At 68.8% G+C, this 13,954-nt stretch carries 13 protein-coding genes; 5 read left to right on the top strand and 8 right to left on the bottom strand.

Features of this window, described 5'->3' with window-relative positions; all coding sequences use genetic code 11:
* Position 1 precedes the first annotated feature (1 nt).
* From ABD729_RS03690 to ABD729_RS03680, 3 genes are all read left to right on the top strand, one after another.
* Complete coding sequence (locus ABD729_RS03690; RefSeq protein WP_344708801.1) at positions 2-673, top strand: ABC transporter ATP-binding protein; 672 nt, start codon at positions 2-4, stop codon at positions 671-673.
* Positions 670-3,147, top strand: coding sequence for an ABC transporter permease (locus ABD729_RS03685; RefSeq protein WP_344708800.1), 2,478 nt, complete (start codon positions 670-672; stop codon positions 3,145-3,147). The genes ABD729_RS03690 and ABD729_RS03685 overlap by 4 nt, the downstream gene beginning before the upstream one ends.
* A gap of 78 nt (positions 3,148-3,225) precedes the next feature.
* A complete protein-coding gene (locus ABD729_RS03680) occupies positions 3,226-3,486 on the top strand; it encodes a hypothetical protein (protein WP_344708799.1) in 261 nt (86 codons plus the stop codon).
* A 65-nt stretch (positions 3,487-3,551) separates the two neighbouring features.
* Here the strand turns inward: ABD729_RS03680 and ABD729_RS03675 are convergent, their stop codons facing one another.
* A complete protein-coding gene (locus ABD729_RS03675; RefSeq protein ID WP_344708798.1) occupies positions 3,552-4,448 on the bottom strand; it encodes a peptidylprolyl isomerase in 897 nt (298 codons plus the stop codon).
* Between the two features lie 47 nt (positions 4,449-4,495).
* Between ABD729_RS03675 and purT the strand changes: the two genes are divergently transcribed.
* Both purT and ABD729_RS03665 read left to right on the top strand, forming a co-directional pair.
* Complete coding sequence (gene purT / locus ABD729_RS03670) at positions 4,496-5,674, top strand: formate-dependent phosphoribosylglycinamide formyltransferase (protein ID WP_344708797.1); 1,179 nt, start codon at positions 4,496-4,498, stop codon at positions 5,672-5,674.
* Positions 5,675-5,678: 4 nt separating this feature from the next.
* On the top strand, positions 5,679-6,092 hold the full coding sequence (locus ABD729_RS03665) for a hypothetical protein (RefSeq protein ID WP_344708796.1): 414 nt from the start codon (positions 5,679-5,681) through the stop codon (positions 6,090-6,092).
* Between the two features lie 10 nt (positions 6,093-6,102).
* Here ABD729_RS03665 and ABD729_RS03660 read toward each other — a convergent pair whose 3' ends face one another.
* From ABD729_RS03660 to ABD729_RS03630, 7 genes are all read right to left on the bottom strand, one after another.
* Positions 6,103-6,381 carry a hypothetical protein gene (locus ABD729_RS03660; RefSeq protein WP_344708795.1) on the bottom strand — a complete coding sequence of 93 codons (279 nt, stop codon included), beginning with the start codon at positions 6,379-6,381 and terminating at the stop codon, positions 6,103-6,105.
* A 115-nt stretch (positions 6,382-6,496) separates the two neighbouring features.
* The gene (ykgO, locus tag ABD729_RS03655) at positions 6,497-6,622 is read right to left on the bottom strand and encodes a type B 50S ribosomal protein L36 (protein ID WP_029941846.1); all 126 of its coding nucleotides are present in this window, start codon (positions 6,620-6,622) and stop codon (positions 6,497-6,499) included.
* 69 nt (positions 6,623-6,691) lie between these two features.
* Complete coding sequence (locus ABD729_RS03650; protein WP_344708794.1) at positions 6,692-6,970, bottom strand: hypothetical protein; 279 nt, start codon at positions 6,968-6,970, stop codon at positions 6,692-6,694.
* A complete protein-coding gene (locus tag ABD729_RS03645; RefSeq protein ID WP_344708793.1) occupies positions 6,967-8,553 on the bottom strand; it encodes a M20/M25/M40 family metallo-hydrolase in 1,587 nt (528 codons plus the stop codon). The genes ABD729_RS03650 and ABD729_RS03645 overlap by 4 nt, the downstream gene beginning before the upstream one ends.
* 19 nt (positions 8,554-8,572) lie before the next feature.
* Complete coding sequence (galE, locus tag ABD729_RS03640; RefSeq protein ID WP_344708791.1) at positions 8,573-9,562, bottom strand: UDP-glucose 4-epimerase GalE; 990 nt, start codon at positions 9,560-9,562, stop codon at positions 8,573-8,575.
* 54 nt (positions 9,563-9,616) lie between these two features.
* Complete coding sequence (locus ABD729_RS03635) at positions 9,617-10,015, bottom strand: DUF2147 domain-containing protein (protein ID WP_344708790.1); 399 nt, start codon at positions 10,013-10,015, stop codon at positions 9,617-9,619.
* A 222-nt stretch (positions 10,016-10,237) separates the two neighbouring features.
* Positions 10,238-13,948: an error-prone DNA polymerase gene (locus tag ABD729_RS03630; RefSeq protein WP_344708789.1), complete on the bottom strand. Its 3,711-nt coding sequence runs from the start codon at positions 13,946-13,948 to the stop codon at positions 10,238-10,240.
* Positions 13,949-13,954 lie beyond the last annotated feature (6 nt).

Below are 13,954 nucleotides of genomic sequence, written 5' to 3'. Positions count from 1 at the left end.
GATGACCCAGCCCTTGATCCAGCTCAGCGACGTCCAGCTCACCCTCGGCACCGGCGCTGCCCGTACCGAGATCCTCCGCGGCATCAGCCTCGAGGTGCAGCCCGGCGAAACCGTGGCGGTGCTCGGCGCCTCGGGTTCGGGCAAGAGCTCGCTGATGGCCGTCATCGCCGGCCTCGAACGCGCGACCTCCGGCACCGCCCGCGTGCTGGGTGAGGACATGGGCGCGCTTGGTGAGGATGAGCTTGCCCGCCTGCGCGGCCGCGCGATCGGCGTGGTGCTGCAGGCCTTTCACCTCTTGCCGACGATGACGGCGCTCCAGAACGTGATGGTGCCGATGGAGCTATCGGGCGCCGCCAATCCCCGCGAACGTGCCTCGGCCGAGCTTGCCGCGGTCGGCCTTGCCGCGCGCGGGAACCATTATCCGACCCAGCTGTCAGGCGGCGAGCAGCAGCGCGTCGCCATCGCCCGGGCGACCGCCCCGGCGCCGAAGCTCCTGCTGGCGGACGAACCCACCGGCAACCTCGATGCGACAACCGGCGCGAAGATCATCGACCTCCTGTTCGACCGAGTCGAAGCCGCCGGCGCCGGCCTGCTCGTCATCACCCACGACCCGGCTGTTGCGGAACGCGCCGGCCGGGTCCTGCGCATCGCCGACGGACGGCTCGCCCGATGAGCGCAGGGCTGAAGCTTGGCCGCCGCGACCTTGCGCAGGGCATTGGCGGCTTGTGGCTGCTGCTCGCCTGCCTCGCCATCGCGGTGGCCGGGCTTGCCGCCGTCACCAGCCTGTCGAGTGCGATCGCGTCCACCATCGACGGCCAGGCCCGCGAACTTCTTGGCGGCGACCTTGCGCTCAGCGTCGCCCAGCGCTCCGCGACGCCCGAGGAGCGCGCCGCCATCGCCCGCCTCGGCACCGTCCGCGAAAGCGTCACCCTGCGCAGCACCGCGCAGATCGGCGCGCAGACCGCGCTGGTCGACCTGTCGGGCATCGACCAGGGCTGGCCCGCCGCGGGCAAGATCACGCTCGTGTCCGGCCGGCTTCCCGCCTCGCCCACCGACGCCGCCATCGGGCGCGAGCTTGCCGAAAGATATTCGCTCGGCATCGGAGCGCCGATCCGGATCGGATATGCCGACTTCCGGGTCAGCGGCATCATCGACAAGCTGCCTGCGCCGTCGGGCTTCGCGCTCGCCCCGCCGGTGCTGGTCAGTCGCCCCGGGCTCGATGCCACGCGCCTCGTCCAGCCCGGCAGCCTTTACACCAGCAGCTACCGGCTCGCCCTTCCCGCAGGGGCCTCGCCCCAGGCGCTCGGCAAGGCCTTCCAGCAACGCTTTCCGGAAGGTGGCTGGCGGGTCACCGACAAGGGCGAGGCCGCCGCCGGCATCCGCCGCTTCACCGAACGCACCGGGCAGATGCTGCTGCTGATCGCGCTTGGCGCGCTCGGCATCGGAAGCATCGGGATCGCGTCGGCCGCCGGGGCCTTTGCCGCCTCGCGCCGCGCCACCATCGCCATCCTCAAGGTCCACGGCGCCCGTACCCGTGACCTGGCGCTGATGCTCGGCACCAGCGTCACCATCCTTGCCCTCGTCGCCATCCTGCTTGGCACCCTCGCCGGCGCCACCGTCCCGGCGATCGTCGGACAGGCCGCGGCCGACGTCCTCCCCGTCGCGCCCGACCCCATGCCGCAATGGGCCGCGCTTGCCCGGTCCGCCCTGTTCGGGCTGCTCGTGACACTGGCCGCCGCCTGGGTTCCGCTTGCCAAGGCCGTTCGCGCCCGCCCCGCCGCGGTGCTGCGAGGCGATGTCGATGATGCCCGCACCGACCGCCGGGACCTGATCGTCCCGCTGCTTGCGGCGGCAGCGGTCGCGGCGCTCGCCATCCTGACCTCGGGCAGCGCGCTGGTGACCGCCGTGACCATTGCCGGCGGCATCGCCCTTGCCTTCCTGTTCGCCGGCGCCGGCAAGCTTCTCGCCCTCGCCGCGCGCCGTTTCGGCGCCCGCGGCGGACCCATCACCCGCCTCGGGCTTGCCGCGCTCCACCGCCCCGGCGCCGCCACCGTCCGCCTCAGCGTCGCGCTCGGGCTCGGGCTTGCCCTGCTGGTTGCGCTTGCCGGGATCGGCGGCAGCGTTCGGGCGGAGCTTAGTGGCAACATCCCGGCCAAGGCACCGGCACTGTTCATGCTCGACATCCCGGCCGCCGAGGAAGCCCGCTTCCGAAGCCTTGCCGCGACCCAGCTTCCCGGTGCCGACCTTCGCCTCGTTCCCTCGTTGCGCGGACCGGTCACCGCGCTGAACGGCCAGCCCGTCTCCGCGCTCAAGGCGATCCCCGAAGGCGCCTGGATCCTTCGCGGTGACCGCGGCCTGACCTTTGCCCGCGACCTGCCCGAGGGCAATCAGGTGGTCGAAGGGCGCTGGTGGCCCGCCAACTATTCGGGCCCGCCGCTGGTCAGCCTCGATATCGAGGCCGCCCGTGCCCTGAAGCTCAAGGTCGGCGATACCATCACGGTCGCCGTGCTCGGTTCCCCGATCAAGGCGCGCATCGCCAGCTTCCGCTCGATCGACTGGCGCAGCCTGGGCTTCAATTTCGCAATCATCTTCGCGCCCGGAACGCTTGAACAGGCGCCCTACACGCTGATGGCGACCGTCTCGCCGACCAAGGGCGCTTCGACCCTCGGCTTCGAACGCGCGCTGGCGGCCGACCTGCCGATGGTCAGCACCATCCGCGTCAGCGATGTCGTCACGCAGGTCAACACCATCCTCGAAGGCCTCGACAACGCGATCCGCCTAGCGACCTTGGTTGCGATCGTGATCGGCATTACCGTGCTGGCCGGCGCGGTCGCCGCCACCCGCCGCACCCGCACCCGCGAGAGCGTCCTGCTGAAGCTCGTCGGTGCCACCCGTGGGCAGGTGCTGACCGCGCAGGGGATCGAATTTGCGGCCATGTCGGGGGGCATCGTCACCCTTGCCTTCCTGACCGGCACGGCAGCCGCCTGGGGCGTCGTCACCCGCCTGTTCGAACTGCCCTTCAAGCCCGATTGGCCAAGCCTCATCGCGCTTCCGCTGGCGGGCATGGTCGTCGCGATTCTGACAGCCTTGGCAGCAGCTTGGCCTGCCCTGAGGGCCCGTCCGGCAGCCGCTCTACGCGCCGTCTGAACGCGGCACAGGTGATCGCATCCGGGGAACCGAAACCGCGGCAGCGCCGTTGTGCCGGGCTGAAAGGACTGCTTGATCATGACCAATTTCCCGACCCTCGGAGAGCTGGGCCTGAAGCACGATCCCAAGGGTCGTGGCTATCACGCGGTCTATCGTGAACATGAAGTCAATCACTGCCCGGGCTGCGGCCGGACGCACTGGCTGATCGGTCGCATGTCGGCCGAATGCGCTTTCTGCGCCACCGCCCTCCCGCTCGCCGAAGCGAGCACCCGGCATCACAACGGACCGGCGGTCATCCAGCACCGCAACCGCAATCAAGGACACGCCTGGGCGGCGTAACGAGACGTCCCCTCGGCGTCACGAAGGGCTGCGGTAGTAATCGCTCGCCTGTCGAACGGGGACGACTAACGCGAGGAAGAGGAAAGCGCCGGTGTCCGCCTGACGGGCACCGGCGCATTGCATAGATCGACCCCGCCCGACGGCACGTTGAAGAAAGCGTCCCGCCGATTGGCCCGCGCCTTCACGTAGGCCGCGAAAGTCGCGCTGCCCGTCTCCATCACCTGGAACCGCGGGCGCTCCGCCGCCGGCATCGCCGAGGCAAGCCGCACCGAAGCAATCATCCGCGCCACCGTTCCTGTCTTGTAGATACCGAGCGCCTCGGTCCCCCGCGGCAGGGCCGACATCTGCTCCATCCCCTCGACCACCCGGCCGACCAGTGCGATGTTGCGGTCGAGGTGGCGCGGCGCATGGCCGATCACGGTGTATAGCTCGCCGCCCATGCCCGTGTCCGGCGCCATGTCCCGTCCGACGCCCACCATCCCATAGCAGTGCGTCAGGTTCGCCCGCGACGTCGCCGGGTTCCACGCCACCGGCCAGCCCATCGCATGTCCTACCCCGCGCGCATAAGCGTCGGGATAGCCGAGCGGCCGCGGGGCCAGACCCTTCAACGGCCGGTCATATTCGGCCGGCGGCTTCTTCACGACGGCGGCGGGCACCGGCGGCCCACCCTCGTTGACGCCCCATTGCGTGACGTAATTATCCTGCACCCGGTAGATGCTCGCCCCGTTCCAGTAGCCCGACCCGGCCAGCGCGCGGATGTTGGCGACATGGACCGGCGCAAAGGCCGGCGCGAGCTCGACGATGGTTCGCCCGCCACCCTGATAGTCGATCACCATCAGGTCGTCCGGCGCGACTTCCCGCCATGCCGCGGCCGGCGCCTTGGCGACGATCTCCGACGGGGTGAGCGGCTTGGCGGCGGCAGCGGCGGCCTGGGCGGCAGCGAGGGCGAGGAGGATGCTCATGTGGCCAGCCTATCGCGTCCCGCGCGCTTGGGGTAGGCACCTTTCCCATGTTCCTTGCCAAGCTCATGCTGCTGGGGTCGGGCGAACTCGGGCGCGAATTCGCGATCGCCGCCAAGCGCCTCGGCTGTGAGGTCGTCGCCTGCGACCGCTACGCACGCGCCCCCGCCATGCAGGTCGCCGACGATGCCGAAGTCTTCTCCATGCTCGACGGTGCCGCCCTGCGCGCCGCGGTCGAGAAGCATCGTCCCGATTTCATCGTGCCCGAGATCGAGGCGATCGACACCGCGACCCTTTCCGCGCTGGAGGGGGAGGGCTGGCACGTGGTCCCCTCGGCCAGGGCCGCGCAGCTGACCATGAACCGCGACGGCATCCGCCGCTTCGCCGCCGAGGAGCTTGGCCTCACCACGAGCCGCTACCGTTTCGCCGAAACCGAGCAGGAAGCCCTCGACGCGGCCGAGGCGGTCGGCCTGCCCTGCGTGATTAAGCCGGTCATGTCCTCCTCCGGCAAGGGCCAGAGCACCGCGGGCACCCCGGACGACGTGCGCGCCGCCTTTGCCTATGCGATCGAGAAGATGCGCGGCGACCGCCCCCGCGTGATCGTCGAGGAATTCATCCGCTTCGACAGCGAGATCACCCTCCTCACCATTGCCGCCGCCGACGGCATCCACTTCTGCGCCCCCATCGGTCACCGCCAGGAAGCAGGCGATTATCGCGAAAGCTGGCAGCCCGCCGCTCTTCCCCCGGCCGTGCTCGAGGACGCGCAGCGCCAGGCCGCCACCATCGTCCGTGCGCTCGGCGGGCGAGGACTGTTCGGGGTCGAATTCTTCATTGCCGCAGACCGCGCCATCTTCTCCGAGCTCAGCCCGCGACCGCACGATACCGGCATGGTGACGCTCACCAGCCAGGACCCCAACGAGTTCGAGCTTCACCTGCGCGCCATCCTCGGCCTCCCGCTCGGCCCCATCCTCCCGCGCGGGCCGAGCGCCTCGGCGGTGATCCTCGCCGACCGTCCCAGCCGCCGCTTCCGCTTCGACGGTGCCGCCGAAGCCCTCGCGTTAGGAACGGCGGAAACCCCGGTCGACCTTCGTCTGTTCGGCAAGCCGGAGACCCTCGCGGGCCGGCGCATGGGCGTCGCCTTGGCGCGGGCGGCGAATGTCGACGATGCGGTTGCGGCAGCCAAGGCTGCGGCAGCGGTCGTCACCATCGCCCATGACGAGGAGAATTGAACCCATGCGCCTGCCAGCCATCGCCCTCCTGCCAGCCCTGATCCTCGCCGGCTGCGGCGATACGGGAAGCCAGCAGGCGGCGACCAACCAGCCCGACATCGCCGTCCGCAGCGACGAGCAGAACGCGCTCCACCAGCTGAGCGACATGAACCGCGACATCGCCCTGAAGCGCGCGATCCTCGCCAGCGGTCTCAAGTGCAAGCGGGTGGTCCGCTCGGGCTACGTGACCGAATATAAGAAGCTGTCGATGTGGGCGGCCGATTGCGACGACAAGCGCAGCTGGGGCATTTTCGTCGGCGCCGATGGCAGCGCGCAGGTCCGCCCCTGCAGCGACAATGCCAAGTTCAAGCTACCGGAATGCAAGATTGCCGAGGATCCGAGCGGCCGCGCCGCACGGGGGATCGCCAAGACGTCCTAGCCGTTCTGGCTCAGTCGCAGCGGCGGCTTTCCTTGAACTCGCCCGTGGCGGTCTTTTCGCGCACGACGATGCAATTGCCCTGCTTGCTTTCCTCGCGCCAGCCACCGTCGGTGGTGGCGACGCGGTTGCCGGGCTTGGGCACACGCTGGCCGTTGCAGATCATGTAGTTCATACCCGGCGGCGAGACGCAGCCCTGGCCGCCCGGTTGCGCCGACGCAGGCAAGGCCGCGAGACCAAGCCCGCCCGCGACGAGCGCAGTGGCAATGGTGGTGCGGAAAAACATGCTCATCGAATCGGCTCCCTAACTGGAAGCGGATATAGTGCGCGTGAGATGAACCGCCACTGACGACGGGCCGCACTGTTTCAGCGGTAAAGCGATCCAGCCCGTTTCGGGCCGGTTCAGCTTAGCCCTGGCGCGCCTTGAAGCGGCGGTTCGTCTTGTTGATGACGTAGGTCCGGCCACGACGGCGGATCACGCGGCAATCCCGGTGGCGATCCTTGAGGCTCTTGAGCGAATTGCGAATCTTCATGGCGGGTCGACCCGTCTTTCTAATGTTCTGGTTGTCAGCTGACGCCCCGCAAGGCTTCGGCCAGCGCCCCTATGGGAGGGGCGGCTTTGAGTCAAGTTTCTCGGGCCGCCTGTTTGGCTTGAACCCGAGTGCATCGGCGATCCACGACCCGATCAAGGCGGCACCCGCGACCGCGATCACCGCCGCCATGCTGGTCCGCTTGTAGCGTTGGTTCAGCCAGTCGCGGCCCCACTGCCGCGCCGCCCACTCGAGCGCCATGTAGAGGATCGCCCAGATGATGCACCACAGCAGTCCGATCAGGAGCAAGTCCCGCCAGCCGGTCCCCGACGGTTCCTGCCCGTTCCTCACCTGACCGGCGCGAAATAGTCGTTCGGCTTCCACGCTGCCCGCTGCGGCGCATCGCCGAGCTCGCGCGCGATCCGGTAGTTGAGCTCGCCGTAGCGGGCCAGCGCACCCCAATTGATCGCCTGGTTCAGGTCGTCGCTGAGCTGGTGGTAGTTCTTGTCGAAAAACATGTCCCACTTGGGCTTGCCGCCATTGGCGTGGCCGGTGAACATCAAGGTCGCCGGGATCCCGCGCAGCACCAGCGGATAATGGTCGGAGCGGGTGAAGATCCCCTGCTCGGGCATCGGGTCGGGCCCGACGCTGATCCCCATCGTGCGGCCGACCTTGGCGACAGTGTCACCGATGGTGGTATGCTCGGCCCCGAAGGCGGTCACGTCGGTGAAGTCGTACAGGGGCAGCGGCATGTCGAGGTCGATGCCGGCGGTGATGCTCTGCACCGGGACGGTCGGATGCTCGGCCCAGTAGGACGCGCCGAGCAGGCCCATCTCCTCGGCGGTATTGGCGATGAACAGAAGCGAGCGCTTTGGCTTCGCGCCCGAGGCGACGAACCGGTCGGCCACTTCCAGCACGGTGGCGACGCCGGCCGCATTGTCGAGCGCGCCATTGTAGACATTGTCCTCGCCCGGCTTGGCATCGGCCTTCAGCCCGAGATGGTCGAGGTGGCCCATCAGCACGACATGCTCGGACCGCAGCTTGGGGTCGCTGCCCTCCAGCTTGCCGATCACCTCGGGGCTGGTGAAATCGGACCAGGCCGAGTTCGCCTTGACGTTAAGGGTGCCGTTGAGGGCAAAGCCGCGGACCGGCTGCCTGCTCATGTTGGCCGCCATGATCGCCGTCAGATTTTGCGGCGCACCGGCGAACAGCTTTTCGGCCCCGGTGCGCGAGATCGATCCGCGCACGCGGATGGCCGCAGGCGTGCTGCCCGCATTGCCCCTGGCGTCGATCCAGTCGGTCACCGGGCGCGGCATCGGCCTTCCGCCGGCGATCTCAAGCACGCCGATCGCGCCCGCTGCGGCCGCCATCGTCACCTTGCGCGACGAGAGGTGCGAGGCGATGTCGCTCGGAAGCCCGGCCGGCACCCCGCCGGTCACGACGACGATCTTTCCTCGAACGTCGAGGCCCGCATAATCATCGATCTTCAGCTTGGGATCGCGAATGCCCTGGCCGACGAACACCAGCCCGGCGCTGAGGTCGCGCTCCTTTTCGGTCAGGCTCGGGCGGACAGCGATGTCCTCGCCCGCCACCAGCGTCTCGGCCTTGCCGCCGCGGGTCAGGCTGAAGCTCTGGGTCCCGTCGCTGGTCGCGCGGCGGAAGGGCACGCGCTGGAACCAGGTGCCATTGTCACCGGCAGGCTGCAGCCCGAGCGCGCGGAAGCGGCTGGCGACATAGACCGCAGCAACCTCATGCCCACGCTTGCCGGTCGCGCGCCCTTCGAGCAGGTCGTCGGCCAGAAACTCGACCGTGGCGCGGACCCGGTCGGCCTGCGCCTGCGGGGCCTGGTAGAGCTTGGCGGTCGGGGCCGCGGCGGGCGCGGCGGCGATCAGGACGGCGGCAACCGGCGCGAGGCCGAGCAGGTGAAAACGCAAGCGGGAGGTTCCTTGACAATCAGCTGGGGAGGCGTCGCTCCCATTCGAGCGCGCTCCGGATGATCGTCGCGGTATCGGCGAACCGCGGCTGCCAGCCAAGCCGTTCGACCAACCGGCGGTTGGACGCGACCAGTTGCGGCGGATCGCCCGCGCGCCGTTCGCCTAGCACCCGCTTGACCGGAGTTCCGTTCACCGCGTCGAGCGCGTCGAGCATCTCCAGCACCGACGTGCCCTGACCATAGCCGCAATTGAGCGTGAAGCTCTCGGAGGGGTTGGCGATCAATGCCTCCAGCGCCAGCACATGGGCGCTGGCAAGGTCGGACACGTGGATATAGTCGCGGATGCAGGTGCCGTCGGGGGTCGGATAATCGGTCCCGAACACGTCAACATGGGTCCGCTTGCCGACCGCCGCCTCGCACGCGACCTTGAGCAGGTGGGTCGCGCCCTTGCTGGCCTGGCCCGAACGACCTTCGGGATCAGCGCCGGCGACGTTGAAGTAGCGCAGCACGCCATAGTTGAACGCGCCGGTCGCGGCGACATCGCGCAGCATCTGCTCGGTCATCAGCTTGGACCAGCCATAAGGGTTGATCGGGCGGGTCGCGCTGTCCTCGTCGAGCGGCACCTTCTCGGGCGCGCCGTAAGCGGCGGCGGTGGAGGAGAAGAGGATGTGCCTGACCCCCGCCTTCATCGCCGCGCCCATCAGCGCGTGGCTGGCGACGGTGTTGTTGCGGTAATAATAATGCGGGTCGGTGACGCTTTCGGGCACCACGATCGAGCCGGCGAAATGCATGATCGCGGTGATCGGGTGATCAGCGAGCAGGCGCTCCATCGCCGGGGCGTCGCCGACATCCACCTCGATCAGCGGGACGCCTTCGGGCACCGCTTCGCGGCGGCCGTTGGAGAGGTTGTCGGCGACCACCACGGGCCAGCCGGCGTCGTGCAGGGCAAGGACCGCGTGGCTGCCGATGTAACCGGCACCGCCGGTGACGAGGATGGTGGGCTTGGTCATGCCCTGCCGCTAGCGGCGTGGTGGCGCCAAGGAAAGTCCAGGTGAAGCCCTGGCTTAGCCGACCCGCGTCCACAGCTGGGTCTTGCAGATCACCATGGCAAAGCAGCCCGACACCTTGATCTGGTTGCGGGTCGGCATGGTGACGGTGCTGGCGACCTTGCGGCCGAGCTTGGGCACGAACACCTGCCCCTTCCAGCGCCCGGCGCCGGCGGTGCGCAGGCCGGTCAGCATCGTCTCGCCCTCGAGGTCGTCGACGCCGTAGCGGGCGGCCTTGGCCTCCTCGCGCGCGTTCGCCTTCACCACCTCGCCGCACCAGGCCGGGCCGCAGGGCGCGATCCGGACGACCACCGACCGCTTGGGATTGGTCCACAGCCCCTCGAGCGGGCTGGCCGAGGCGGCTGCCGGGAGGGCCAGCGCCAGGCTGGCGGAAAGGGAGAGAATCAATGCGCGCATAAGCTGTTGTTTAACCGCTGGAGTCTTGCCTCAAGCTTGCTCAACAGTGGCAAGAATGGGGCAAAAGCGACGCGAAGTTGTCGAAGTTGACACGGTCAGCCCCCTGTAACCCGCCTGTCTTCCCCTCCGTGCGGCCCACCTGGCCGCCCATTCATCCAATCAGGGCAAATCCTACTTTGCAAGGCCTTAGACGACCGCCCGCAATGACGAGCGCGCTGGCGTTCAGTGGGTCGGGCAGTTGATGATCCGCGCCTTGGGGATGACCTCGGCGTCGCGCGGGTGGCGGGCCATGGGCGGGCGGCTTGGCCCCGCCCCGTCACCGCGGCCGACCCGGGGGTCGAGCGCCTGCCCGTCGTTGAGGGTGCGAAGACGCGCGCTGTCGTCCTCCAGGCGGCTGGCGATGAGGTGGCAGACCGCCTCGTCATGCTGGACGAGGCCGTGCACCACCATCAGCCGCGCGCCCATCACCACCTTGCGCTGCGCGGCGAAGGCATCGGGCCACACCACCAGGTTGGCGGTCCCGGTCTCATCCTCCAGCGTGATGAAGCACACCCCCTTGGCGCTTCCCGGCCGCTGGCGGATCAGCACAAGGCCCGCGAGGCTGACCCGCTTGCCGTAGCGGATGGAGCGCAGGTCAGCGGCGCGGACGAACCCGCGGCCGGCATAATGGTCGCGCAGGAACTGCATCGGATGCGCCTTCAGGCTGAGCCGCACGGTCTGGTAGTCGCTGACCACATGTTCGGCGAGCGGCATGGCCGGCAGCACCGCCTTTTCCCGTTCCTCCCCTTCCTCCCGGGTGCGCGCCGCGGCGAACAATGGCAGTTCGGGCACCGCCCGCAGCGCGCGGGCGTCCCACAACGCCTGGCGGCGATCGAGACCGATCGAACGGAAGCAGTCGGCTTCGGCCAGGCGGACGATGGCGTGGGGCGGGACGCCGCCGCGGCGGTGGAGGTCCTCGACGCTGCGGTAGGGTGCGGAGGCGACGACCCGGGCGGCGTCCATGGCGCGGAGGCCTTCGACCTGGCGGAGGCCGAGGCGGAGGGCGACCCCGTCAGCCCCGAGCGACGTCAGGGGGTGGGTGCCTCGACTTCGCTCGGCACGAACGGGGGACTGGTCCTGCGTCCTTCGACTTCGCTCAGGACGAACGGGATTGGGGTGATCGGCACGAACGGGATTGGGGTGCTCGGGACGGGCGAGGTTGGGGTGCTTGGGACTGACGGGGGACTGGTCCTGCGTCCTTCGACTTCGCTCAGGACCAACGAGGGTGGGTTCCGAGGCTCCCTCTCGTTCGTCCTGAGCGGAGCGCAGCGCCGTCGAAGGACGCTGGCGCTCCAGCGAACAATCCCATCCGCTCTCGTTGACGTCGACCGCGCGCACCTCGACCCCGTGGAGCTGGGCGTCCTTCACGATCTGCGCGGGGGCGTAGAAGCCCATCGGCTGGCTGTTGAGCAGCGCCGCCGCGAATGCCGCAGGGTAGCGCCAGCGCAGCCAGCTCGAGACATAGACCAGGTGCGCGAAGCTCGCGGCGTGGCTTTCGGGGAAGCCATATTCGCCAAAGCCGCGGATCTGGTGGAAGCAGCGTTCGGCGAACTCGCGCTCGTAGCCGCGGCCCACCATCCGCTCGACCATCTTGTCCTGGAGGAGGTCGATGGTCCCGCGGCTGCGGAAAGTGGCCATCGCCTTGCGCAGCTGGTTGGCTTCGGCGCTGCTGAACTTCGCCGCGTCCAGCGCGATCTTCATCGCCTGTTCCTGGAACACCGGCACGCCAAGCGTGCGCTTGAGGATCCGCTCCAGTTCGTCGGGCGGGCCGTGATCGGCCGAGGGCCGGGGATATTCGACCGGCTCCTTCCCCTGCCGCCGCTTGAGGAAAGGGTGGACCATGTCGCCCTGGATCGGGCCGGGGCGGACGATCGCCACCTCGATCACCAGGTCGTAGAAGCAGCGCGGCTTCAAGCGCGGGAGCATGTTCATCTGCGCCCGGCTTTCGATCTGGAACACGCCCAGCGAATCGCCCTTGCACAGCATGTCGTAGACGCGGGGTTCCTCGCGCGGGACGGTGGCGAGGTCGAGCTTCACCCCATGCACCTCGTCGATCAGCCCGAAGCATTTGCGGATGCAAGTCAGCATGCCGAGCGCGAGGACGTCGATCTTGAGGATTCCAAGCTCCTCGATGTCGTCCTTGTCCCATTCGATGAAGGTGCGGTCGGGCATCGCGCCATTGCCGACCGGCACGGTCTCGATCAGCGGCCGTTCGGTCAGGATGAAGCCGCCGACGTGCTGCGACAGGTGGCGCGGCATGCCAATCAACTGCTCGGCGAGCTTGATCGTGCGGGCAAGGTGGGGGTCGGTGAGGTCGAGCCCGGCTTCAGCCACGTGGGTTTCGGTGACGTCCTCGCCCCAGCCCCAGATGGTGCCCGCGATCGCCGCGCAAATATCCTCGCTGAGGCCCATCACCTTGCCGACCTCGCGGATCGCGGATCGCGGGCGATAGTGGATGACGGTGGCGCACAGGCCGGCGCGGTCGCGGCCATATTTCTCGTAGATGTGCTGGATCACCTCCTCGCGCCGTTCATGCTCGAAATCGACGTCGATGTCGGGCGGCTCCTTGCGCTCTTCGGAGATGAAGCGTTCGAACAGGAGGTCGGTGTCGGCGGGATCGACCGCGGTGATCTGCAGGCAATAGCAGACCGCGCTGTTGGCAGCCGAGCCGCGGCCCTGGCACAGGATCGGCGGTTCGCAGCCCCGCGCGAAGGCGACGATCGAATGGACCGTCAGGAAGTAGCGGGCGAAATCCAGCTTCTCGATCAGCTGCAGTTCGTGGCGGAGCTGGCTCGCGACCTTGTCGGGTATGCCGCCGGGATAGCGCTCCTCCGCGCCGGCCCAGGTCAGCACCTCGAGGTGGGCCTGGGGGCTCAAATCCTCGGGCACGCTTTCGCGCGGATATTCGTAGCGCAGTTCATCGAGGCTGAAATGGAGCGCGTCGGCAAAGTCGCGGGTCGCGGAAATCGCGTGCGGCCAGCGTTCGAACAGCCGCGCCATTTCCTCCGGGCCCTTGAGGTGGCGTTCGCCATTGGCGTGGAGGCGGAAACCGGCCTCCTTGAGCGTGGTCTTTTCGCGGATGCAGGTGAGGACGTCCTGCAACGGGCGCTTGGCGGGCGTGTGATAATGGACGTCGTTGGAGGCGAGGATGGTACCGCCGAAGCCTTGCGCCAGCCGGTCGAGCCGCTCGATCCGGGCAAGGTCGTCGCCGCGATAGAGGTGGCTTGCGGCGATGTGGCGGAGCGCAGGGATGGCGGCGCGGATCGCCGGCAGCTGCGCCTCGAACCGGTCGAGGTCCTCGCCCGGCCAGGCGATGAAGGCGATGCCCTCCGCATAGGCGGCGACATCGTCGAGGTGCAGATCGCACTCCCCCTTGATCGCGCGACCCTGGCCGAGGCTGAGCAGGCGCGAGAGGCGGGCATAGCCTTCGCGGTCGATGGGATAGGCGAGGAGTTCGATTTGCTCCTCGTCGCCTTGCCCGCCGCTTGTTCGTCCTGAGCGGAGCGCCGCAGGCGCGCCGTCGAAGGGCGCGGGCGCGAGGTCCCTCGACTGCGCTTCGCTCCGCTCAGTACGAACGAGCGGGTGGATGTTGCTCTGGCTCTCCTCCCCAATCCTCACCACCAGCCGGCAGCCGATCAGTGGCTTCAGCCCCGCCGTCGTGGCATTGCTGTGGACCCGGACCACGCCCGCCAGCGTGTTGCGGTCGGCGACCCCGATCGCGTCCATGCCGAGTTCCATCGCGCGCGGGATCAGTTCCAGCGCGTCGGACGCGCCGCGCAGGAAGGAGAAGGGCGTGGCGATGCCCAGTTCGACGAACGGCGCCTTGGGGATCGGCGGGAGCGGGCCGTCGCGCAGTTCCAGCCGGCGGCGGGCATAGCCTTCCTGTTCAGGCATGGTCCG

Origin of the sequence: Sphingomonas humi (assembly GCF_039536725.1) — a bacterium.
In the GTDB taxonomy this organism is placed as follows: domain Bacteria; phylum Pseudomonadota; class Alphaproteobacteria; order Sphingomonadales; family Sphingomonadaceae; genus Sphingomicrobium; species Sphingomicrobium humi.
Note: the sequence above shows the minus strand (reverse complement) of the source record. Positions and strands in the feature narration are given on the sequence as shown.